Annotated in this window: 20 protein-coding genes, 1 tRNA gene and 1 pseudogene; 7 read left to right on the forward strand and 15 right to left on the reverse strand. The window is 40.5% G+C overall.

Going from position 1 to position 22,601, the window contains the following annotated elements; all coding sequences use genetic code 11:
- Positions 1-156: 156 nt before the first annotated feature.
- The 10 genes and pseudogenes from QZ488_RS15650 to QZ488_RS15695 all read right to left on the reverse strand — a co-directional run.
- Positions 157-427 (reverse strand): annotated as a pseudogene (locus tag QZ488_RS15650) (endonuclease III); the annotation flags it as partial.
- A gap of 129 nt (positions 428-556) precedes the next feature.
- Positions 557-1,792: an ADP-ribosylglycohydrolase family protein gene (locus QZ488_RS15655; protein WP_293750463.1), complete on the reverse strand. Its 1,236-nt coding sequence runs from the start codon at positions 1,790-1,792 to the stop codon at positions 557-559.
- A gap of 247 nt (positions 1,793-2,039) precedes the next feature.
- Complete coding sequence (nth, locus tag QZ488_RS15660; RefSeq protein WP_293750465.1) at positions 2,040-2,672, reverse strand: endonuclease III; 633 nt, start codon at positions 2,670-2,672, stop codon at positions 2,040-2,042.
- Between the two features lie 100 nt (positions 2,673-2,772).
- Complete coding sequence (locus QZ488_RS15665) at positions 2,773-3,471, reverse strand: electron transport complex subunit E (RefSeq protein WP_293750467.1); 699 nt, start codon at positions 3,469-3,471, stop codon at positions 2,773-2,775.
- Complete coding sequence (rsxG, locus tag QZ488_RS15670; RefSeq protein WP_293750469.1) at positions 3,464-4,195, reverse strand: electron transport complex subunit RsxG; 732 nt, start codon at positions 4,193-4,195, stop codon at positions 3,464-3,466. The genes QZ488_RS15665 and rsxG overlap by 8 nt, the downstream gene beginning before the upstream one ends.
- Positions 4,192-5,286 carry an electron transport complex subunit RsxD gene (gene rsxD, locus QZ488_RS15675; RefSeq protein WP_293750474.1) on the reverse strand — a complete coding sequence of 365 codons (1,095 nt, stop codon included), beginning with the start codon at positions 5,284-5,286 and terminating at the stop codon, positions 4,192-4,194. The genes rsxG and rsxD overlap by 4 nt, the downstream gene beginning before the upstream one ends.
- A complete protein-coding gene (gene rsxC, locus QZ488_RS15680) occupies positions 5,283-7,487 on the reverse strand; it encodes an electron transport complex subunit RsxC (protein WP_293750476.1) in 2,205 nt (734 codons plus the stop codon). The genes rsxD and rsxC overlap by 4 nt, the downstream gene beginning before the upstream one ends.
- A gap of 9 nt (positions 7,488-7,496) precedes the next feature.
- Positions 7,497-8,063, reverse strand: coding sequence for an electron transport complex subunit RsxB (rsxB, locus tag QZ488_RS15685; RefSeq protein WP_293750478.1), 567 nt, complete (start codon positions 8,061-8,063; stop codon positions 7,497-7,499).
- Positions 8,063-8,644 carry an electron transport complex subunit RsxA gene (rsxA, locus tag QZ488_RS15690; RefSeq protein WP_039988988.1) on the reverse strand — a complete coding sequence of 194 codons (582 nt, stop codon included), beginning with the start codon at positions 8,642-8,644 and terminating at the stop codon, positions 8,063-8,065. The genes rsxB and rsxA overlap by 1 nt, the downstream gene beginning before the upstream one ends.
- A gap of 175 nt (positions 8,645-8,819) precedes the next feature.
- Positions 8,820-8,896, reverse strand: a tRNA-Asn gene (locus QZ488_RS15695).
- A gap of 971 nt (positions 8,897-9,867) precedes the next feature.
- On the opposite strand from QZ488_RS15695, the gene QZ488_RS15700 reads away from it, so the two are divergent.
- From QZ488_RS15700 to QZ488_RS15710, 3 genes are all read left to right on the forward strand, one after another.
- Positions 9,868-11,244, forward strand: a complete 1,377-nt coding sequence (locus QZ488_RS15700) for an MATE family efflux transporter (RefSeq protein ID WP_293750481.1) — start codon at positions 9,868-9,870, stop codon at positions 11,242-11,244.
- 5 nt (positions 11,245-11,249) lie between these two features.
- The gene (uvrB, locus tag QZ488_RS15705) at positions 11,250-13,259 is read left to right on the forward strand and encodes an excinuclease ABC subunit UvrB (protein WP_293750483.1); all 2,010 of its coding nucleotides are present in this window, start codon (positions 11,250-11,252) and stop codon (positions 13,257-13,259) included.
- Positions 13,260-13,504: 245 nt separating this feature from the next.
- The gene (locus tag QZ488_RS15710) at positions 13,505-14,425 is read left to right on the forward strand and encodes a LysR family transcriptional regulator (RefSeq protein ID WP_293750485.1); all 921 of its coding nucleotides are present in this window, start codon (positions 13,505-13,507) and stop codon (positions 14,423-14,425) included.
- Between the two features lie 95 nt (positions 14,426-14,520).
- On the opposite strand, the gene hppD is transcribed toward QZ488_RS15710, so the two are convergent.
- A complete protein-coding gene (hppD, locus tag QZ488_RS15715; protein ID WP_293750487.1) occupies positions 14,521-15,609 on the reverse strand; it encodes a 4-hydroxyphenylpyruvate dioxygenase in 1,089 nt (362 codons plus the stop codon).
- A 285-nt stretch (positions 15,610-15,894) separates the two neighbouring features.
- Positions 15,895-16,554, reverse strand: a complete 660-nt coding sequence (gene queC / locus QZ488_RS15720) for a 7-cyano-7-deazaguanine synthase QueC (RefSeq protein WP_293750489.1) — start codon at positions 16,552-16,554, stop codon at positions 15,895-15,897.
- A 98-nt stretch (positions 16,555-16,652) separates the two neighbouring features.
- Between queC and queE the strand changes: the two genes are divergently transcribed.
- The 3 genes from queE to QZ488_RS15735 are packed head-to-tail and all read left to right on the forward strand — an operon-like array spanning position 16,653 to position 18,660.
- A complete protein-coding gene (queE, locus tag QZ488_RS15725; RefSeq protein WP_293750491.1) occupies positions 16,653-17,327 on the forward strand; it encodes a 7-carboxy-7-deazaguanine synthase QueE in 675 nt (224 codons plus the stop codon).
- Positions 17,328-17,370: 43 nt separating this feature from the next.
- Positions 17,371-17,787 (forward strand): hypothetical protein, encoded by a 417-nt coding sequence (locus QZ488_RS15730; protein ID WP_293750493.1) that lies wholly within the window; start codon positions 17,371-17,373, stop codon positions 17,785-17,787.
- Positions 17,788-17,790: 3 nt separating this feature from the next.
- Positions 17,791-18,660: an amino acid ABC transporter substrate-binding protein gene (locus QZ488_RS15735; protein ID WP_293750497.1), complete on the forward strand. Its 870-nt coding sequence runs from the start codon at positions 17,791-17,793 to the stop codon at positions 18,658-18,660.
- A 67-nt stretch (positions 18,661-18,727) separates the two neighbouring features.
- Here the strand turns inward: QZ488_RS15735 and asnB are convergent, their stop codons facing one another.
- The 3 genes from asnB to QZ488_RS15750 all read right to left on the reverse strand — a co-directional run bounded on the left by asnB (position 18,728) and on the right by QZ488_RS15750 (position 21,811).
- A complete protein-coding gene (gene asnB, locus QZ488_RS15740; RefSeq protein ID WP_293750499.1) occupies positions 18,728-20,395 on the reverse strand; it encodes an asparagine synthase B in 1,668 nt (555 codons plus the stop codon).
- A 261-nt stretch (positions 20,396-20,656) separates the two neighbouring features.
- Positions 20,657-21,325 (reverse strand): aspartate/glutamate racemase family protein, encoded by a 669-nt coding sequence (locus QZ488_RS15745; RefSeq protein WP_293750501.1) that lies wholly within the window; start codon positions 21,323-21,325, stop codon positions 20,657-20,659.
- A 69-nt stretch (positions 21,326-21,394) separates the two neighbouring features.
- A complete protein-coding gene (locus tag QZ488_RS15750; RefSeq protein WP_293750503.1) occupies positions 21,395-21,811 on the reverse strand; it encodes a BLUF domain-containing protein in 417 nt (138 codons plus the stop codon).
- Between the two features lie 415 nt (positions 21,812-22,226).
- On the opposite strand from QZ488_RS15750, the gene QZ488_RS15755 reads away from it, so the two are divergent.
- Positions 22,227-22,520 (forward strand): DUF2007 domain-containing protein, encoded by a 294-nt coding sequence (locus QZ488_RS15755; protein ID WP_293750505.1) that lies wholly within the window; start codon positions 22,227-22,229, stop codon positions 22,518-22,520.
- Positions 22,521-22,601: the final 81 nt, after the last annotated feature.

Consider the following 22,601-nt stretch of genomic DNA (forward strand, 5'->3'; position numbering starts at 1 on the left):
ATGAGAAACTGCCTCACTACTTTGCCATTACGTTTTTAGTTTGGGAAGGGAGGCGACCATTCCATTAGCCTGCCGACTAACGGGTAAATTTATAATCAAACAATACATTTTGATATCTGTGAGGAACGTCCGATATCGTCTTGTAGCAGACAGAAGTTATTCAGTTTTATCTTTAAACTCACAAAGATCTTCAATAATACAAGCGCCACACCTTGGTTTTCGAGCAACGCAGGTATAACGACCGTGAAGAATTAACCAGTGGTACACCTACCTTGAACTCAGCAGGCACAACTTTTAGCAGCTTTTGCTCAACTTCTACTACGTTTTTACCCATGACAAATTTAGTGCGGTTTGATACTCGGTCGATGTGGGTGTCCACCGCTATTGTCGGCCAGCCAAAAGATAAGCGAAGTAGACTTATCATATTTTAAAGGACTTTTATAACTTTCAGAAAGTTACTTGATAGTTAACCAGTTCTGTTTGGAAACTTAGCGTTTTTAAGGTTTGGATCTGCGCCACGCTACTTTTATCCTAATTTTACGCTAATGTTGTTATTTTAAGGCTTCACTACAGCATCTTTTATGTACCAACTATCAGATTTGATGTCTACAACATGATTTGTTCTCAACACTCTATCAGCAATACTCACACCAGTAGCAGCCATTTCATCCAAGGGTATAATACCGTCATTTTGAAAATTACGTCTTGTTCTATGTATATTAAATGTACTTGAAAAGGACCGGTCAAAAATTTTCTCTAAACCTTCTTTCCCTAATATAAAGCCCAGCATTCCTCCCCAAGTTGCGGCTGGGTTGTCTGAGTCCCAACCAGCTAAGGTCGCTATTTTGACGGTTTTTTTGTAATCACCTTCACCGTAGAACAAGCTGATAAGGCTTGAGGCAAAATTAATTCCAGCTGCAAAACAACCGTTACAATATAGATTTCTGGAAGTGATTTTATACCAGTCACTCTCCTCAACTTGGTAGCGCTGATACACGGCATCACGGACTTGTTCCCAAGTATTTCCTTGCAGATATTTACTTAGCACAAAATCGTACATTTTCGCAGGGTACTGACCATCTGGTAGATAAGTTCTAGCTGTGTCTGCCATCCAAAGAATGTCAGACGTATCAATAGTTTGTCCGGTATAGCGAGCAGCAAGAGAATACATTACCACATAAAATTCAGCGATAGATGCGGCTTCCCCAAATGCTACGGTACGGATAGGGAGATTAGCCAATCTTAAGGCTATATCTGGTTTGGCTGGCGCAAAGAAACCAAAAACCTCGGTTGTAAGCTGAGCGTCTATCATGTCGAAATGGGGGTTATTTTCTGGTAGTCCGGTGAATGGAGGCAGCATTCCATTTCGCATTAGATTGTGCGCAGCTTGATTAGATACCCATAGATAATTTTCATTGTCACCTTCAGGATCTTTTCCATAGGGTGTGATTTCATCGCTTGAATATATATGCTTAAGCCAACCCTCGCGAATTTGTTCAGCGCTAAGCTCTGTAGTTTGGTGTTGCTCGAGTAGTGTTTGATAAATAAATTCAATATCGGTGTCATCGTCCGAACCCCATGGCTCATTGTTTTTGGCAAACACAAAGTCAATAGTTTCGGACAAATCGCTGGGTATACCTTGTCCCCAAATACTTGCTTGATCTGGTTTTCCCCAGTCTTCGGAAGTATAGAATTTGCCAGTTTTTATCTCGCCTAAATTGCCAATTTTATCCATTTCGGTAACCAACCCAGTCCAGTTCGCAATGCTTTGTCCTAGCCAGAATCCGTACATGGACTGCTCATAGTTTGTTTTGCTTATTACTAACTCATTTGATTGTGCATGCGTTGATATTGGCTTAATAGTAGAAGGCATTTTTGTTTGGGTGCAGGAAAATAAACTAGTCAGGCATATTCCAATAAGGACAGATCGTTTAATAATATTTAAAGTTAACAAGGGTATTTACACCACTCAAGCATTGTTTGATGATAATGTAACCATTGGCTAACAACAAAATCAATACATGACTTTGCTCATGCGGCTAATCAGTCTTATCTTTATACTCACATAAGTCTTCAATAATACAGCTACCACATCTTGGCTTACGCGCCACGCAGGTATAGCGGCCATGGAGAATCAACCAATGGTGCACATCGACTTTGAATTCAGCAGGCACCACTTTTAAGAGTTTCTTCTCAACTTCCACAACGTTTTTACCCATGGCAAATTTAGTGCGATTGGAAACGCGGTCAATGTGGGTGTCTACGGCTATGGTGGGCCAACCAAAAGCCGTATTTAATACTACGTTTGCAGTTTTTCGGCCGACACCTGGCAATGCTTCCAATGCTTCGCGGCTTTGCGGTACTTCTCCGTTATGTTGTTCGAGCAGAATTTTGCAAGCCTTGATGACGTTTTCTGCTTTGGTATTAAATAGACCGATGGTTTTGATATAGGTTTTTAGCCCGTCTACGCCTAAATTAAAAATCGCCTGAGGGGTATTGGCAACAGGGTAGAGCTTGTCGGTGGCTTTATTGACACTTACATCAGTCGCTTGAGCGGATAAAGTAACCGCTACTAACAGCTCAAATGCAGAACTGAAATTAAGTTCGGTAGTAGGGTGAGGGTTAGCATCGCGCAAGCGAGTCAACATTTCTAAGCGTTTGTGTTTATTCATTTAATATCGATTTATACTCTAAATAAGCTCGAAGCTCGAAGCTCGAAGCTCGAAGCTCGAAGCTCGAAGCTCGAAGCTCGAAGCTCGAAGCTCTCAGCTCTCAGCTCTCAGTAGTGACTCGCGCTCGCTGTACCACTTTATCTTCGGACTTGGCGGCAAACAAACGTTCCATATGACTATCCAGTACATTTTTTAGGGCGATTAACAGGCCCATGCATAAAAAAGCACCGGGGGGTAAAATCGCCAATAAAAATGGGCTTTCAGTTTCAAATACAGTGATTTTCAAGCTTGTGGCCCAATCGCCTAATAATAAGTTGGCGCCATCAAATAAGGTGCCATAGCCCAGTAATTCGCGCATTGCGCCTAATAATACCAATACAACAGTGAAACCCAGTCCCATCATCAAACCATCGAAAGCTGATTTTCCAATAGTATTTTTGGATGCGTAGGCTTCGGCTCGTCCAATAATGGCGCAATTCGTAACTATCAGTGGAATAAAAATACCTAAAGCTTGATAAAGGGTAAAAGTGTAGGCATTCATCAGTAGTTGCACTATGGTTACAAATGCTGCGATGATCATCACAAAAATAGGGATGCGAATCTCGCTTGGCACCCAATTGCGGATTATCGAGACTGTAGTATTTGAACCTATCAATACAAGAGTTGTTGCAAGGCCTAAACCTAACCCATTGGTGACAGTAGCGGTAACAGCTAACAATGGGCACAAACCTAATAGTTGCACTAAAGCTGGATTGTTTTTCCACAATCCTTGCCAACTTAACTCTTTAAACTCACTCATTACTTTGGCTCACTTTTTTAGCCACGGCGTTTTTAGCCACGGCGTTTTCAACAATGGCGTCTGCAGAATTATTCACGGCACAGGCATTAGCCGCATTAAAAATAGCGGCTTGATTGGCTAAGTAATATTCCGCACTTAACTTGACCGCACTAACTACAGCTCTAGGTGTAATAGTAGCACCTGTAAATTGGTCAAATTGTCCCCCGTCTTTCTTGACGGCCCAATTGGTGGCGATGTCAGCGCTATAAGTTTGATTGTCAAAGTCCAATACCCAGTCACTAATACGCAAGTCAATTTTGTCGCCTAACCCAGGTGTTTCTTTATGTTCGAGTATTCTTACCCCTGTTACCTTGGCTGAGCCGGTTTCGGAACTGGTTACGCCAACCACTAAATGGATTTTTCCGCTGTATCCGTCTGGTGTAGTTGTTTCTATGGCTACAGCAACTCCTTTTCCTTGTTTAGTGGCGCGATAAACGTGTTGTGATTCATCTGAACCTAATAATTCAGCAGAAGTCACTAAGGCGCAATCAAACTGAATGGCGTTGTCATAACTGCTGTTGTCAATCACAGCATTGAGTATGGATAACAATTTTTGTTGTTGCTGCAAAGCGATTTGATCTTTGGTGCCAAAGTAGGTGAGGGCAATCAATCCCGTTGTGACTATGGCAAAAACCGCCAATATCAAACCATTTTTAGACATAGTATGTTGTATACTTTTTGTCATGACTGAGCCTTGTTTATTGGTTTTCCCTTGTTCGAACTGTGGCCGTAGGTACGTGGGCGAGTGTAATAATCAATTAAGGGAACAGCCATATTCATAATCAACACGGCAAAAGCCACAGCGTCGGGGTAACCTCCCCATTCCCTTATCAGATAAACCCACACACCAATAGCGGCGCCAAAAATCAATCTACCTTTATTGGTGGTTGAGGCTGATACGGGGTCTGTGGCAATAAAAAAGGCGCCGATAATGATACTTCCATTGAATAAATGGAATAGGCTGGATGGGTATAAGTCACTGTCAACCAGCGACATTATCATTGAGCAAACAAACAAACCCATAATCATACTAACGGGTATATGCCAATTAATGATTTTTTGTTTGAGTAAATATAAACCGCCTAACAGATAACTTAGGGTGATCCAGCTTGATGCCACGCCTAAACCAGAAATAACACTATCAAAAATGGGGAAATCAATCATTTCTGAAAAAGTGAACCCCTGTGCAAGTCCAGTTTTTACCGTGTCTAGGCCAGTTGCCATCGTCACGCCATCTATATCTGTTTTGAGTTGTGCAAGACTAAAACCTTCAACACTGAAACCAGTGAAAACAACATAGAGTGCATCCATAAAATCATGGCTATATTGGGCTAGATTCATTGGCGGTAACCATTGAGTCATTTGCACAGGGAAGGAAACCAACAACATGACATAAGCCGCCATTGCCGGATTAAACACGTTAAAACCCAGTCCACCATACAATTGTTTGACTATGCCAATAGCGAAAAATGTACCAATTACAATAACCCACCAAGGGGCAAATGGCGGAATACTCACTGCCAATAAGATCGCGGCTAATATCGCACTATAATCTTTAAGTGCTCGCTCGAAATCTCGTTTACGTAACTCTAAAATGGCTGCTTCGGTTGCAACTGCGGTTATGACTGCAAGTACAATCTGGATGATCGTGCCCCAACCAAAGAACCATGTTTGCATTAATACCCCTGGTACCAAGGCTAGAATGACCAAGCGCATTACTTGACCGGTATCACGACGAATATGTTGATGAGGGGAACTGGCTAACCTAAATTTCATGAAGGTTTATCTTCCTTGCTCATTTTTTTTTCGGCTGCCTTTTTGGCTTTTGCTTTTGCAACAGCTGTGGCAATTCTGCGTTTTTTCATTTCTATTTGTTGTTCTTCTGTTTTGGCAAGTTCAACTTGGCTATCAGTTTTGGTGTTATCTACATTAACTGGTGACGGTTGATTTGACCTGTCTTTATTGTCTATTATTTTTTGCGCTTGGCGTTTAGCCTTGGCTTTTGCAACTGCAGCTGCGATCTTAGCTTGTTTGACGTCAGCTTTGGTCGGTTCTATATTTTGTGGCGCTGCAACTGCTGGCGTTTCGTTACTGATTGTTGTCTGAGTGCTCACCTGTGTTTTGACAGGGGGAGGTGTGTCAACTTTGTCATCAGTATCCAGTTGTTTTTCTTCAGGTTTATTTTCTTCTACGGTAACAACCTCAACTTTATCTTTTAGTTCAAGTTGAGATATTTCTTTTTCTTTTCCTGCTTCCGCAGCCACTTTTTTAGCTTTTGCTCTGGCGATGGCTGCTTGAACCCTTTGATTTGAACTGGCTGCCTTAGTGGTTGTATCAGATTTTTCGGTTTTTACTGTTTGCTCTGCTTTGTTCGCAGCATCAATTTCTACAGGCTCTATTTGCTTATCGTCTAATGAATTGGTCGCTTGTTTTTTGGCTTTTGCTCTGGCGAGTGCTGCGGCAATTTTGTCTTTTGAGTTATTGCCATTGCTTGCCATGGCTAGCTTTCTGGCTTCTGCTGCTAATCGATGCTTTTCGTCTCTAGCGTGTTGTTCGGCAATGAGTCTAATTTCGCGTTTTTCAAAACGATCTCTCGCTTTGTCTGATTTTTGTTTTTCTTCTTGCTCTATTCTAATGTCAGATTTTGCGATGCGGTAATAGTGAACCAAAGGTATTTCACTAGGGCAAACATAAGCACAGGCGCCACATTCGATACAATCAAATAAATTGTAGTCTTGAGTTTTATCTAATTCTTTAGCTTTTGCATGCCAAAATAATTGTTGTGGCAATAAGCTTGCCGGGCAAACATCTGCACATGCACTGCAACGAATACATGCTTGTTCATTGTTACCTGCTATTTCATTATCAGTGGGGGCCAATATGCAGTTTGTGGTTTTCACCACTGGCACCAAATCACTTATCACACTAAAGCCCATCATTGGGCCACCCATAATGACGTTAGGTTGGCTCTGAGCTGTTTTTTTATATTCTCTGTGTGCCAAAAGGTGAGCAACAGGGCTACCAATCATTGCCCACACATTACCGGGTTTCTCAACCGCTTCACCAGTGACAGTTACCACGCGTTCAATCAGTGGTTTGCCTGAAAAAATGGCATCAGCTATGGCAAAACAAGTGCCTACATTGTGCATGATCACGCCTACATCCACAGGCAAGCCTTTAGCGGGCACTTCTCTATTGGTTAACACTTGAATGAGTTGTTTTTCGCCACCTGCGGGATACTTAGTGGGAATACTACAAACTCGGTAGTTGGGATTTTCTCGACAGGCGACTTGCATCGCTTCGATGGCTTCAGGTTTATTATTCTCTATGCCAATCAATACATGTTTTGGCTTTAGCAGATGACACAAAACATCTATACCCTGGCGAATCTGCCAAGCATGTTCGCGCATCAAGCGATCATCAGACGTAATGTAAGGTTCACATTCAATGCCATTAATGATTAAAAAGTCGACGTCTTTTTTAGGTGACGATTTAATATGAGTAGGAAATCCAGCGCCACCCATACCACTAATGCCGGCATCACAAATCGCAGCGAGTACTTGCATTTTGGGTTGATTTTGATAATCCACTAAAGGATTAAGTTGAATCCATTTGTCTTGTTGATCACTGCGTATCTCTACAGTCATCTCCGGCAATCCAGAAGGATGAGCTGATACGTGTTTTTGAATGGCGACTATCTCACCAGATGTAGGAGCATGAATGGGCACTGCAAATGGGTTCATGCTTTTTGTCAAAGCTTGACCCTTGAGCACCTTTTGCCCCACTTCAACCACTAGATGACCCTCAACACCAATATGTTGTTTAGTGGTCACATAGAGACGCTCAGGGATGGGTGAGTTGCCTATTGGTGTTTGATTCGACAGTGTTTTACGTTCAGCAGGAAATACACCACCGGGGAAGTCCCACAATTGGTTGTTGTCTAGTTTATCAATAATATCGTCGAAGTTATTTTGCATAATTCCCGTCTAACTAATTTGTTTGATAGGGATGGCATTAATGTCCCAGCGCCAAGATGAAGCGCTATTTGCTAAGGGCAACATATCTATGCAATCAACAGGGCAGGGATCGACACATAGATCGCAGCCTGTGCACTCGTCTGTAATAACTGTGTGCATTTGCTTGGCCGCGCCCAATATGGCATCAACCGGACAGGCCTGAATACATTTTGTACATCCTATACATTCGTCTTCACGAATGTAGGCAACCTTTTTTATCTCTTCCACCCCATGTGCTGAATCTAAAGATTTAGCTTCTACTCCCATAAGGTCGGCAAGTTTTTTTATAGTGGCATCGCCACCTGGTGGGCACTTATTGATTTCGTCGCCATCAGCTATTGATTGAGCATAAGGTTTGCAACCAGGAAATCCACATTGCCCACATTGGGTTTGCGGAAGTATTTGGTCAATTTGTTCGACTAGCGGATCGCTTTCTACTTTAAATTTTACCGCAGCAAAACCTAGTACCAATCCAAAGATTAGCGCCAACAGACCTATAGCTAGCAGTGCAGTTAGAATTGCGAAACCTAGAGACATTAAAATTTAACCAAGCCAGTAAACCCCATAAAGGCTAAAGACATCAATCCAGCGGTTATCATACCTATAGAAGCTCCTTTAAAAGGTTTAGGTACGTCTGCTACGGCTAAACGTTCACGCATGGCGGAGAATAATATAAGCACTAAAGAAAATCCTACGGCTGCACCAAAACCATAAACAACCGATTCAACAAAATTATGATCTTGGTTAATATTCAGTAATGCTACGCCTAATACAGCGCAGTTAGTGGTGATAAGCGGTAAAAATATGCCGAGCAGGCGGTATAAAGTGGGACTGGTTTTGTGTACAACCATTTCGGTGAACTGCACGACTACGGCAATCACCAAAATAAAACTCAGGGTGCGCAAATAGCCGATACCAAGTGGTAGCAATATATAGTGTTCAACTAGGTAGCTGGAAAGAGAGGCTAGGGTTAACACAAAAGTGGTGGCCATAGACATGCCAATAGCCGTTTCTAATTTTCCAGACACTCCCATAAACGGACATAAGCCGAGGAATTGAACCAACACGAAGTTGTTCACCAGAACTGTGCCAATTAATAGTAATAAGAATTCGGTCATTTAAGTGAATATTAGCCAGGAGTTATTAATACACTCTTATTATCTTTATTTAAGTGACCATTAACAACTTGATATTCAAAAGTTTATTGCTAAAAGGTGTTTATTTTTAAAATAAAAGTCGATAACTAGAGATAATAACAGGAAAGGTGGATAGGAGAGCTGGTAAAAATTGAATTGGCTCCCCCTCCCCGACTCGAACAGGGGACCTGCGGATTAACAGTCCGTCGCTCTAACCAGCTGAGCTAAGGGGGAACTTTATACTTACGTTTAAAACGTTGCTTAGTTACAAACCAAGGTGCTTTTCAACGGGGCAGGATATTAATCAGCATACCGTCCGCTGTCAACACTCAAAGTGAGGTTTTAACGATATTTTTATAAACTTTCTCACAATCCATGCGTATTCTTCAAATATCAAAAAAATCTCGGGTTTATTGCTTCAAATTTATGCGATTTTGGTTCTCTTAAATAATCTTAAATCAAAGACCGTTTTTCAATTTCGTTATAGCTAATTGTTATTAACGATTTGTTGTGTACTGTATGTAATGACAGTATTTAACAAAAGTATAACCTTCGTTGGCGATGCAAAAGGTTAGTGGTTACCAACTAAAATAAAAGCACACAGTGGTGTCAATGTACGCCAATTAAAGGACGAGGGCAGTTATCCACGAATCTTGTGGATAACCTTGTGGATTAAATTGTTACTGGTAAAGTTTAGAACTTCAATTCAAAGTCAACAGATGAAGTTGGAAATATCTAATTAATTTTAAAAGCCATTAAAAATCAATCGATTACGTTATTATGATGTTTTTCTTTTAAATAAAAAATTAATTGTAAATATGATGGAATTTCGCTTGTGTGTTGTTTTTAAAGAGAAAAGAGAAAAATATGCTAAAACAAACAAAATATTTATTTATTTTTAATTGATTGTTTTTAAAACAAAAATAAATCTTTTACTTTAAAACGTACAAAAAAACATAAAACGTCAAAAAATAGGCACTCACATGTATTCAAAAAGAGACACTTAGTTGGAGAGTGGTTGTTAACAACTTTGTAACATTAAGTCCAGTAAATATAAGAAATATGAAGGAAAAATCGCGTACTATAGACCCCAATATGACAGCACATACAACAGCATGAAATTTAAAGGGTAAAATCGGTGTCATATGATTTTCATCTGGTTTACTTACTTATCTACCAATATCTTCATTTAAGAGAGAGCAATATTGACCTCAAGCACTAAAACAGCGCGCCATCCAGATTTGCTAAACAATGATATTGCTAACACGTTACGTAAAATGACGCTTCCTATGATAGTAGGAATGGTTGTACTTATGACGTTTGGGTTAGTTGATACCTTTTTTATTGGCATGTTAGGCACCCAAGAGCTTGCCGCTATCAGTTTTACTTTCCCAGTTACTTTCACGGTAATTAGTTTGAATATTGGTTTGGGTATTGGTACCTCGGCAGTAATTGCTAAATTGTTAGGTGCTGGCCAGCACGACCAAGCAAAGGAAACGGCTACAGGTGCGTTAATGCTAACAATGGTGCTAGCCATTGTTTTGGCTATTGTTGGTGTGTTGACCATGGAGCCTATCTTTCGCTTAATGGGGGCTGACGAAGAGCAGTTAGTCTTGATTCGAGAATACATGTTGGTGTGGTATGGAGCTGGGGTTTTTCTGGCTATGCCTATGGTAGGCAACAGTGTGTTGCGTGCTTCGGGTGATACTAAAACACCTAGCTACGTCATGGCTTTTGGTGGTCTTATTAATGTAGTACTTGATCCGATACTCATCTTTGGTTGGGGCCCTGTACCTGCTTTTGGCATACAAGGAGCGGCTATTGCTACCCTTATCGCTTGGGCGGTAGGTTTGTTTTATATCTTGTATGTACTGGCTGTAAAGCGAAAGCTAATGGAGCCCAAGTTACTTAATTGGCAGCAGTTAAAACGTAGCACAGGTGGAATTTTAAAGATTGGATTGCCTGCCTCTGGAGCCAATATGCTAACCCCTATTTCAGCTGGTGTTGTGACCGCAATTGTTGCAGGTTATGGACCTGAAGCTGTTGCTGCTTGGGGAGTAGGGGGGCGGTTAGAATCAATCGCCAGCATAGTGGTCTTGTCGTTATCTATGTCATTGCCCCCTTTTATCAGTCAAAATTTTGGGGCTAATAAGCTTGAGCGAGTGGGCCAAGCCTACAGTTTATGCGTTAAGTTTGTGATCGTTTGGCAACTGATAGTGTTTGCAATATTGGCTGTTTTGTCTGGTGTGATTGCTAATATATTTACCAATGAGCCAAAAGTGTCTGCAACCATCATAATGTTTTTATTAATTGTGCCCTTAGGGTATGGCCTGCAGGGCGTGACCATTTTGACCAACTCATCGTTTAATGCCATGCACATGCCTATGTCAGCATTGTCATTAAACGGTATGCGTTTATTTGTATTTTTTGTGCCTTTTTCGTTTATAGGCAGTTATTGGTTTGGATTGCTTGGACTTTTTTGGGCTGGAGTAATGGCAAACCTTACCGTTGGTTGTATTGCCTTTATTTGGTTTAAATCCATTTTGGCTTCTCGATTTGAACAAAGTGTATTGAGTAAATAAGAATTATGAGCAGAGCATTTGAAATATCCTCCAACTATTCTCCTGCTGGCGACCAGCCAAAAGCGATTAAAGCATTAGTTGAAGGTTTAGAAGATGGCTTAGCACGCCAAATATTGTTGGGTGTAACAGGTTCGGGTAAAACTTTTACCATGGCCAATGTGATTGAAAAGGTTCAGCGGCCGACGTTGATATTGGCACACAATAAAACTTTAGCTGCGCAACTTTACGGAGAGATGAAAGAGTTTTTCCCAAATAACGCTGTGGAATATTTTGTTTCCTATTACGATTATTACCAGCCAGAGGCGTATGTGCCCTCCAGTGATACCTTTATTGAGAAAGATGCATCAATCAACGCACATATCGAACAAATGCGTTTATCTGCAACCAAATCACTGATGGAAAGGCGTGATGTTATCATTGTGTCTAGTGTCTCGGCCATATATGGACTAGGTGACCCAGAGTCGTATATGAAAATGTTGGTGCATTTTCGTCAAGGCGACATCATGAACCAACGGGATATTTTGCGCCGTTTGGCCGAAATTCAATACACTCGTAATGATATCGCTTTTGAGCGTGGTACGTTTAGGGTACGCGGTGATGTGATTGATGTATTCCCTGCAGATTCAGAACGCCATGGTATTAGAGTGGAATTGTTCGACGAAGAAGTGGAACGAATCAGTATTTTTGATCCGCTTACCGGTGCAGTTGAAAAAACAGTCACCCGGGCCACTGTTTTCCCAAAAACCCATTACGTCACGCCTAGAGAAAAAATTCTCGATGCAGTTGAGCATATAAAGGTCGAGCTTAAGGAAAGGCGCGAGCAGCTTAAGTCGGTAAATAAATTGGTTGAAGAGCAGCGCGTATCGCAGCGCTGTCAATTTGATATAGAAATGATGCAGGAGCTAGGTTATTGCTCAGGCATCGAAAACTACTCTCGGTATTTGTCAGGTCGAAACCCTGGTGATCCGCCACCGACTTTAATTGATTATTTCCCGGCTGACGGACTGATGTTTATCGATGAGTCCCACGTTACTGTGTCACAAATCGGCGCTATGTATAAAGGCGATCGTTCTCGCAAAGAAACCTTAGTTGAATATGGTTTCAGGTTGCCCTCGGCATTAGATAATCGGCCTTTGAAGTTTGAAGAGTTTGAACAAATTACCCCGCAAACTATTTATGTGTCTGCCACGCCCGGTAAATTTGAATTGGCTGCGGTACCAGACGATATAGTTGAACAACTTGTGCGTCCCACTGGTTTACTTGATCCAGAAATAGAAATACGGCCAGTAGGCACTCAAGTTGATGACTTATTGTCGGAAATCCAAAAATGTGTGGCATTAAACGAAAGAGTACTGGTTACCACTTTAACCAAACGTATGTCCGAAGATTTAAGTGATTATCTTGATGAACATGGTGTGAAAGCGCGTTATTTACATTCAGATATAGACACAGTTGAGCGTATTGAAATTATTCGTGATTTACGTATCGGTAAGTTCGATGTGTTAGTGGGTATCAATCTACTTAGAGAAGGGCTTGATATGCCTGAAGTGTCGTTAGTCGCGATTCTTGATGCAGATAAAGAAGGTTTTTTACGTTCTGACAAGTCGCTGATTCAAACTATGGGGAGGGCAGCGCGACATCTCAATGGCCGAGCAATATTGTATGGTGATAGGATCACTGGCTCTATGGAGCGAGCCATTGCAGAAACAGACAGACGCCGTGAAATTCAAAGAGCATACAACCTTAAACACGGCATTGTTCCCACGCAACTGAATAAACCTATTACTGATATTATGGATGTTGGAGATGGTAGCTCTGACGGTAAGGTTAAACTTAGATTAGTGGCCGAATCGAGTAAAAAATATAATGCGCTTAGTACACCACAAATTTTGCAGAGAATTATTGAGCTAGAAAAAGTCATGTTTAAAGCGGCTAAGGATTTAGAATTTGAAAAAGCGGCGAATTTACGAGATGAAATTGAAGCGTTTCGCTCGCAAATTGTAAAAAACTCTTAGTTAACAAATATGACTATTAATATTGTCTGATTAAAGGTCTCACCATTAAGGTGTTGGTCATTACTAATTAAGCATTGTTAATACGATTTACATAAAGGATTACTCCTTTTAATGGGTAATTTTTTATGCGGAGGGGTATAGCACCACTGTTTTTAGCTGTTCTGCTAAATTTCCATTGTAATCCTGCTACGGCTTTCCTACTATGTACTTTAGTATCAAGAACTATACCTATAAGTGGTGCTGTAATGTTAAATCGTCTTCAAGAATCTGATATCAAATTATTGCGTGTATTTTACGCTGTAGCTTCATGTAATGGCTTTACCGCAGCAGAACCAGTGTTGCGGATGCAAAGACCTAATATTAGCGCTGCCATTAAAAAACTGGAAGAGCGGTTAGACTTAGTGTTGTGCCATCGTGGTCGTGGTGGTTTTCAAATGACCAAAGAGGGGGAGGTGGTTTTTCAAGAAACCAAACGTATCTTCAATTCTTTTGATAACTTTGTGTTTAATTTGAAGAGTTTACACGACGACTACTCAGGGCATATCACCTTAGTGATGATGGCAGGGCTACCGCTTTCTTATCATTTATCGGTCAGTAAAGCCGTTAAAAGTACCATGAAAAAATTCAATGATATTCACGTGAATATTCAAACTCGTTTGTATAACGAGGTAGAACATGTGGCGTTATCTGGTGAATGTCATTTGGTGTTATCAACTTACGACATGGTGAAACCTGAATCAGTGACCTTTCATCCTGTAGAAGTGACATGTAAAGGTCGATTATATTGTTCTCCTTCGCATGTGTTAGCAAAATACCGTGATGGTCTACCCGACAATGTTAAAATCGGTGACTATCCAGCAATAGGCATTTCCGGCTTGTCATCAGCTAATTACATCTCTGATGATACGCGTATGGCAATTCAAACTTTTTCTGATTCTTACGATGGCTGTTTGTCAGCAATTATGACCGGTGAGTATGTGGGTTTATTGCCTGATTATGTACTTACCAATCAAGCGGCAGGTTTAGGTCTTGTACCCGTAGGCAAAAGTTTATTTGAATTTAGCCATGACCTATTTGTGATGAATGGTAAAAATACTCGTCTAAACCCCGTTTTAAGACATTTGATTAAAGAAATCAGTTACTTTATTCAGAAGGTAGAGAAGTAAGATTTAGCTGTATATATACTAAAATAGCACTTCAACTAGTTCTGATTTAAAAAGCCGCTTAAAAGCGGCTTTTTAATGAGGGTTTAAGCGCTCGCTTATGCGTCCTCTTTTTTCCCGGTTTTCAAAACACCACGATTCACTTGATCCCGCTCAATTGATTCGAATAATGCCTTGAAGTTACCTTCACCAAAGCCGTCATCACCTTTGCGCTGAATGAATTCAAAAAATACTGGTCCTAACTGAGTCTCTGAAAATATTTGCAGCAACAGTCTTGGGCCGTCTTCTGTAGTGCCATCCAGCAAAATTCCGCGAGTTTGCAGTTCATCAACAGGCTCGCCATGATTAGGTAATCGACCTTCTAGCAATTCGTAATATGTTTCTGGAGGGGCCGTCATAAATGGCATGCCCATGGCTTTTAAACGGTCCCAACAAGCTACTAAGTCGTCGCAACTGAAAGCAATATGTTGAATACCTTCGCCGTTAAATGCGCGTAAGAACTCTTCAATTTGTCCTTTACCCCCTTCTCCTTCCTCGTTTAAAGGAATCCGAATTTTGCCATCAGGAGCGGTTAACGCTTTTGAGGTCAATCCAGTGTATTCACCTTTAATGTCAAAGAAACGAATTTCTTGGAAATTGAATAATGTTTGGTAAAAGTCAGCCCAATATTTCATTCGACCGCCATAAACGTTATGGGTTAAATGGTCAATTACGTTAAAACCAGCGCCTACTGGGTTGCGCTCAACACCTTCAATGTAGTTGAAGTCGATATCATAAATGGACAATTCATCGCCATAACGGTCAATGAGGTAAATTATCGCGTTACCAATACCACGAATGGCCGGTAAACGAAGTTCCATAGGACCTGTTTCAACAATAACTGGCTCGGCACCTTGGGCTAATAAATACTCATAAGCCTGAACGGCATTTTTGACTCTAAACCCCATGCCACATGCAGAAGGACCGTGTTCACGAGCAAAGTACCAAGCGGCTGACTTGGGTTCATAGTTGGCGATTAAGTTAATACCACCTTGACGCCACAATTGTGCATCCTTGGTGCGGTGATTTGCTACTTGAGTAAATCCCATTGCAGTAAACACTTTTTCTAATTGCCCTTTTTCAGGAGAAGAAAATTCTATGAATTCAAATCCGTCTAAGCCTACTGGATTTTCAAATAAGTCTGCCATTATTTATTCTCTTTAGTCATGTCTAAAACCTAAAATAGGGGGAGCCTTTTAAGGACTTCTAATGAATCCCGTCTTTAGTTTTAGCTAATTAAATTTTTTAGTGGTGATTCCGCCAAAATCGGACGTCAGCAGCTTAGGTTATTTCAATAAAAAATGCCCGAAAAGGGCATTCTGAAGGGAGAGTTGCGATCGCTGTTAAAGCATATAAGTGTAAATATTTTGATACGCTAGAGTTGTCGAAACCTTGTTTTAGTGGGGTTTATGTATAATCATAACGAATGCTTGTTAGGCTTCATACTCTAGAGGATCACTTACGCCATTTTCGCTAAACGCTTCTAATCTTTCCTGACATGCACCACATTTTCCACACGCCTTTTCACGGCCGTTGTAGCAAGTCCATGTTTGATTGTAATCCAAGCCCATTGCTAAACCCGCGGTTAAAATTGCAGTTTTACTCACGTCTAAAAAAGGCGTCACAATTTCTACTGCTTCGTAGTTAGCAATGGCACAGACATCATTCATCTTGTGCACGAATTCAGGGCGGCAGTCAGGATAAATAGCGTGATCACCTGAATGAGCACCGTAGTAAACTTTATTCGCATTGATTGAAACGGCATAACCCACCGCCATAGACAGTAAAATCATATTACGGTTAGGTACAACTGTGCTTTTCATACTTTCTTCTTCGTAATGACCTTCAGATACATCAATATCAGAAGTGAGAGAAGAACCGCCAATTAGTTGGTTGATAGCAGAGATATCGACTATTTTATGTTGTACCCTCAAGGTTTTGCAGGCGAGACTGGCGTAATCCAGTTCTTTTTTGTGTCTTTGTCCATAGTTAAAAGACAAGGCAAACACCTCTAAACCCTTTTTAACTGCTAGGTTTAGGACAGTAAACGAGTCCATTCCACCGGAAAAAATTACCACTACCTTTTGTGACATGGGCTTTGCTTCTTTATAATCTATACATTAGCAGCGATTTTAAGTGATTTAACGCTAAATTCCCACAACAGGAATGCGTTAAACAAAAAGGAAAGTGATTGAGTTCATATAAAATTAATGAAGTATTTGAGTCTTTGCAAGGGGAGGGCAGTTATACGGGATTACCCTCTATTTTTGTGCGGCTGCAAGGTTGTCCAGTTGGATGCCCATGGTGTGATACTAAACATACTTGGGTGGTCTCACCTGAATTAAAAACCACAAGCGATAAGGTGATGGCGGAAACGGCAGAATCAGATAGCTGGTTTGAACACACCACAGAACAATTAATTGCCCTTTTTAGTCAACATGATTATGTGGCTAAACATATAGTGCTTTCCGGCGGTGAGCCTTGTTTGTATGATTTGACCGAGATAACAACTAGCTTAATAACAAAAGGTTATTCGGTGCAAATTGAAACCAGCGGTACCTACGAAATTATTGCTCATCCAGACACATGGGTCACTGTCTCGCCTAAAGTGAATATGCCTGGAGGTAGACCAGTATTGAGCAGTGCTATGCGCCGAGCAAACGAAATTAAACATCCGGTAGCCATGCAAAAACACATCGAAGAGTTAGACCTAGTGTTACTGCTATTAGGTGAACAAAGTGCTCCGAATATTTATTTGCAACCCATTAGCCAACAAAAACGTGCAACCGACCTTGCAATTAAAACCTGTATAGCGCGTAATTGGCGTTTGTCGTTACAAACTCATAAATTTATTGGAATTGAGTAGCGGTCTGTAAACTGAATATATGTAATTAAGGAACATGACATTTATGCCCATGGATTCAGAAAGTTTTTTAGATGCTTATGCCAAAGTATTAAATACTTTTGACGCTAAGAAAATAGCCAGCTTTTGTTTACCCCCTACTATTATCATGAACGATAATAGTAAAAAGGTCATGGCTAACGAAGAAGAATTAGAAAAAGCTGTGAGTCGAATGATTACGCAGTTTACCAAGGTTGGCGTTAAGACGTTTGTGCCTAAGTTACAGCAAACTATGCGTTTATCAGATACCTTGTATTTCTCTAAAATGCGCTGGCAATTTTTTGACCAGAACGATGATCTATGTTTTGGCTGCGCAACCTCATACACGTTACAGAAAATGCCCGATAATCAATTTAAAATAATAGTGGCGGTAATAGATGATGATGAAAATAAACTTACAGATTTGTTTAGCCGCACTGGGTGATTTATGAACAAAGCACTGGCCGTATTGATTCTACTTTGTAGCTTTAACGCTAAGGGGGCTTCTTGGCAAATAACGTTTCCTAGCCCCCAAGAAAGCACTTCAGCTATTGATGAATATCCCATACAGTTATTGTCATTGGCTTTGGATCAAACTGGAGTGAATTATCAACTAAAACCCTCAGAGAAACTTCTCTCCAAGGGCAAGGCTTTAGATAGGCTACAAGACAATAGAGAAATAAATATTGTTTGGGGCATGACTAACGAACAGCGTGAAAAAGACTTTCTACCTATACGCATTCCAATCTTTAAGGGACTCAGTGGCTGGCGTTTGTTACTTATTCGTCAAGATATGGCTGAACGTTTTGCCTATATTCAGCAACTCGAGCATTTAGTTAAGCTCATACCTCTTCAAGGTAGAGATTGGCCTGATACCAAAATACTGCAATCCAATGGTTTTGATGTGGTAACTGAGCGGACTCATAAAGCACTGATGAGAATGCTTAGCAAAGCACAAGGGGACTTTTTCCCACGTTCTATCATTGAAATTTGGGAAGAGTTAGCCAAAAGTGAGTTGCAAAATCAAATCAAAATCCAACCTACTCTTGGGGTACATTATCCTACGGCTATTTACTTTTTTGTAAATAAGAAAAGTGTACCCCTAGCCAAGCTTATTGAAAAAGGGTTAGAAAAAGCCATTGAAAATGGTACGTTTCAAGCATTATTCATCGAGAATTATGCTGATTACATTGAAAAATCTAAGATTGAACAAAGAACATTTTACACGTTAAAAAACCCCTTTTTACCAGAAAAAACACCTTTAGACAGGAAGGAGTTATGGTTCGACGGGAAGATCTCCTCTCAACTCGAACCATAAAAAAGCCAGAGGGTTAGCTCTGGCTTTAGTCGTCGTACTGTTTGAATCTAGTTAGCTTGTTTGTGAACTAACTTTTACCATGAACAGTGCTCATTGCACGACCGGAAGGGTCAGCATTAGCTTTAAAACTCGCATCCCATTCTAAGGCTTCTACCGTACTACAAGCGATAGATTTTCCACTTGGTACACATTTGGCTGCGGTTTCCTGTGGGAAGTACCCTTCAAAAATGGTCCGATAAAAGTAACCTTCTTTGGTATCAGGCGTATTGACCGGGAATCGAAATTCCGCTGAAGCCATTTGCGCATCAGTTACTTGGGTTTCGATAAATTCTTTAAGTGAATCAATCCACGAATAACCCACACCGTCACTGAACTGCTCTTTTTGACGCCATAATATTTCAGAAGGTAAATATTCATTATTATCGAAGGCTTTTCGTAATACCCATTTTTCCATTTTTCCATCAAGACACATTTTGTCTTGTGGGTTTAGGCGCATGGCTACGTCCATAAATTCTTTGTCTAGAAAAGGCACTCGACCCTCAACACCCCAAGCAGAAGTGGATTTATTAGCTCGGGCACAATCGAACATGTGTAAACGATTTAGTTTACGCAGGGTTTCTTCATGGAATTCTTTAGCATTTGGCGCTTTATGGAAATATAGATAACCACCAAATATTTCATCCGCTCCTTCACCCGACAACACCATTTTAATACCCATCGCTTTGATTTTACGACTAAGTAAATACATAGGAGTCGAAGCACGAATGGTAGTGGTGTCATAGGTTTCTATATGATAAATCACGTCACGTAGGGCATCGATGCCTTCTTGCACGGTAAAGTGCACTTCGTGGTGAACTGTACCTATCATCTTAGCCACTTTTTGTGCAGCAATTAGGTCAGGAGCACCTTCTAAACCAACAGCAAAAGAGTGCAAACGAGGCCACCATGCATCTGATTTATCACCATCTTCAACACGTTTAGCCACGTATTTAGCTGCAACCGCAGACACTAAAGAAGAGTCTAAGCCGCCTGATAAAAGTACACCATAGGGCACATCAGACATTAAATGTGATTTGACCGCTTTTTCAAAAGCAATTTTCAGGTCATTCAGATCAGTAGGGTTGTTTTTAACGTTTTCGTAGTCCATCCAATCACGTTTATAGTAATTGGTTAATTGGCCTGTTTTACTCCACATGTAATGACCAGGAGGAAATTCCTGAATTGTCTTACATACAGGTGCCAAAGCTTTCATTTCTGAGGCAACGTATAAATTTCCGTGTTCATCATAACCGGTATACAAGGGGATGATGCCCATGTGGTCACGGGCAATTAGATAGGTGTCTTGCTCTGCGTCGTATAAGACAAAAGCAAACATACCTTCCAACTCGTCGATAAACTCAACGCCTTTTTGCTGATACAAAGGCAAGATGATTTCGCAGTCAGATTTGGTTCTAAAGTCATAAGGTGCTGCAAGTGCGGCTTCTAACGCTTTGTGGTTATAAATTTCACCATTAACGGCTAACACTTGATTATTATCGCGGCTTATTAGCGGTTGAGCGCCTGTGTCTACGTCGACTATTGCCAAACGTTCGTGACATAAAATAGCGCTGTCATTATTCCAAATACCTGACCAGTCAGGTCCGCGGTGGCGGAGTAATTTGGAAAGCTCTAACGCTTGCGTTCTAAGTTCTGCCACATCACTCTTGATGCCCAGAATACCGAAAATACCACACATAAAAATGTTTCTCTTGTTACTTGGTGTTTATAAGGGGCTTGGTATTTCTATCGTGACAAGCCGAAAAAAGCGAAAACTGTTGTTATTTTTAGAGAGTCTTTCGCGACCTTGAATTTGCCAGTCTGAGCGAAAAAAGCAAGGATAAACTGTGATTTTCTTACATTAGAAAGGAATTACTAAGAACAATGCTTGTTTTAGCAGGTTTGGGCAGCAGTATTTATCTTCGATTGTACTCACAGTGGTTACTTTTTCGTTATTGACTTAGTCTGACATGTCACACAAAGCATCTATATGAACGAGTGCGCTATCTATTACATTAAAGCCACATTTATATCCATCAAATGCTAGGCAAAGGTCTGTTCCTGCCAATATAACAGCGTCAGCTCCTTGCTCGGTACATAGCTTTTTGCCGATAGTGAACAGCGTTTTTCTCTGAGTTGAATCAACTTGCCCCTTTGCAGCCATTTTTATATAGGTTTTGTGAACAGTATCAAAGTCATCATCTAAAGGTACCACCACTTCTGCTGATGAAATTCCTCCAAATAACTTGGAGCCCATTGAAATACTATGTCCGAGTAAGCCAACGCGTTTAAGCCCTCTTTTATTAAATTCAGCATCCAATGTAGGTATGATACTAACAATGGGTAACGGTGATAACGCACTAAACTCTGCAATGCAAAAATGAGCGGCAATGGAGGAGATAACAATTACATCTGCTCCAGCAGCTTTCAAACGCAGGGCTGATTTTAGAAAAGTGTCAGCTTGTTTATCGGCGGCGTCGGTGACTATATTATTAATAACGTCACTGACCTCAGCATGAACTATGGTCAGCTCCAATTTTTTATCCGCCAATGCAAACGCTTTGATTAGGTTTTTATAATAAAAGTCAGTCGCGGCAGGGCCTATTCCACCAATCATTCCTATGTGCACAGGTCTTTCCTTACGTTATTCCATTGAGTTCAAATTAAGTTGAAAATAAACGATTATTAGACGTGATGGTTAAGTGAGCTCAGGTCGTAATGATCGCATCAGTATTTTTAGACTTTGTGCGTTATTTTCACTGAAGGTGTTTGTTTCGGCTAATTGCAATAATAGCGACTTAACGTCGTCTAAAGTTGTTCCTTGCCAATTGCAGGTATATCCCATTGCCCAATCTGGATAATCCCTCACCACCACTGAATCAACTCCAATAATACGTATATTATTATGGCGATTATCCGCTTTAATTGAATCCATCAAGGACTGAACGTTATGTTCTGAGCCTTCAATCGTTTGAAATATATGCCCATCAATGACTACCATCATTCCTGTTATATCAAGTCTCTTATTCTTGGTTACAGCTGCGGCTAATATTTTTTCAAAGTCCTCAATTTTGAGAGCCTGAGCAAAATCACTGGTATAAATTAATTGGATCAAGATGGCATTGTTCCCTAAAATATAGAGTCATTTATGAATGCATCTAACTACAAAATAAAAACTATTCCTTCTGCTAGGTTGACTGAATATTGAGCAAATAGAAAGTCACAATCTAAATTAAACATCTAAGTGATTATAAGTGGCTAGCTTCTAAAGCTTAGGTAATGGACTGAACCCAGAATTGGGAGGTGTTCTTTGCCGGTTAAGTTACTCAAGATTATCCAGAGAAATGCTGACAATTTGTTGGTTTTATCCCGCTAAAGTGAATTATCTTTCGTATTGTGAATTCAACTTTAGCTGCGCTAAAAGCTCAATACACGTAAAAACAGTGTTGTGTTTAGAAACATAACAAACAATTTTGGGGGGCGACACCCAGCCAAAGTGCGCCGAATATTTGAAGTGTTAGGGAAAAACTATGAAACAAATATACACCAATGAAAACCGACTTTTAGCGATGAATTCCAAAAACGTAATTGAGTGCGCCGGAATAGCTGTAGAAATTAGGAACGAACATACATCGGGAAGTGCCATTCCTGGACATCAAATCTGGCTAGAGTTGTGGGTTGATGATTCAGACTATGAAACCGCAATTGAATTGTTAAAGTCTTCTGAAAATGATGAATCTAAAAACTGGATTTGTTCAACATGTGCTGAACAGAACACCGAATCCTTTGAAATTTGTTGGAACTGTCAAAGTGGGAAATCGTAATTAATTTTGGCTATGTTTGTATTAACTGTTGTTGAACACTAAACATACTGTTTTTATTGAACTTTTCATCATTGTCCAAAT

The organism is uncultured Paraglaciecola sp. (assembly GCF_913020055.1).
Classification (GTDB): Bacteria; Pseudomonadota; Gammaproteobacteria; order Enterobacterales; family Alteromonadaceae; genus Paraglaciecola.

What these genes read in the sequence shown, in the direction of transcription:
- QZ488_RS15710 (WP_293750485.1), top strand. Translation starts at nt 13,505, where the DNA reads ATGTTAAATCGTCTTCAAGAATCTGATATCAAATTATTGCGTGTATTT.
- QZ488_RS15735 (WP_293750497.1), top strand. Translation starts at nt 17,791, where the DNA reads ATGAACAAAGCACTGGCCGTATTGATTCTACTTTGTAGCTTTAACGCT.
- QZ488_RS15755 (WP_293750505.1), top strand. Translation starts at nt 22,227, where the DNA reads ATGAAACAAATATACACCAATGAAAACCGACTTTTAGCGATGAATTCC.
- nth (WP_293750465.1), bottom strand. Translation starts at nt 2,672, where the DNA reads ATGAATAAACACAAACGCTTAGAAATGTTGACTCGCTTGCGCGATGCT.
- rsxA (WP_039988988.1), bottom strand. Translation starts at nt 8,644, where the DNA reads ATGACCGAATTCTTATTACTATTAATTGGCACAGTTCTGGTGAACAAC.
- hppD (WP_293750487.1), bottom strand. Translation starts at nt 15,609, where the DNA reads ATGGCAGACTTATTTGAAAATCCAGTAGGCTTAGACGGATTTGAATTC.
- QZ488_RS15665 (WP_293750467.1), bottom strand. Translation starts at nt 3,471, where the DNA reads ATGAGTGAGTTTAAAGAGTTAAGTTGGCAAGGATTGTGGAAAAACAAT.
- rsxC (WP_293750476.1), bottom strand. Translation starts at nt 7,487, where the DNA reads ATGCAAAATAACTTCGACGATATTATTGATAAACTAGACAACAACCAA.
- rsxB (WP_293750478.1), bottom strand. Translation starts at nt 8,063, where the DNA reads ATGTCTCTAGGTTTCGCAATTCTAACTGCACTGCTAGCTATAGGTCTG.
- rsxD (WP_293750474.1), bottom strand. Translation starts at nt 5,286, where the DNA reads ATGAAATTTAGGTTAGCCAGTTCCCCTCATCAACATATTCGTCGTGAT.
- QZ488_RS15655 (WP_293750463.1), bottom strand. Translation starts at nt 1,792, where the DNA reads ATGTACGGATTCTGGCTAGGACAAAGCATTGCGAACTGGACTGGGTTG.
- rsxG (WP_293750469.1), bottom strand. Translation starts at nt 4,195, where the DNA reads ATGACAAAAAGTATACAACATACTATGTCTAAAAATGGTTTGATATTG.
- queC (WP_293750489.1), bottom strand. Translation starts at nt 16,554, where the DNA reads ATGTCACAAAAGGTAGTGGTAATTTTTTCCGGTGGAATGGACTCGTTT.
- uvrB (WP_293750483.1), top strand. Translation starts at nt 11,250, where the DNA reads ATGAGCAGAGCATTTGAAATATCCTCCAACTATTCTCCTGCTGGCGAC.
- asnB (WP_293750499.1), bottom strand. Translation starts at nt 20,395, where the DNA reads ATGTGTGGTATTTTCGGTATTCTGGGCATCAAGAGTGATGTGGCAGAA.
- QZ488_RS15730 (WP_293750493.1), top strand. Translation starts at nt 17,371, where the DNA reads ATGCCCATGGATTCAGAAAGTTTTTTAGATGCTTATGCCAAAGTATTA.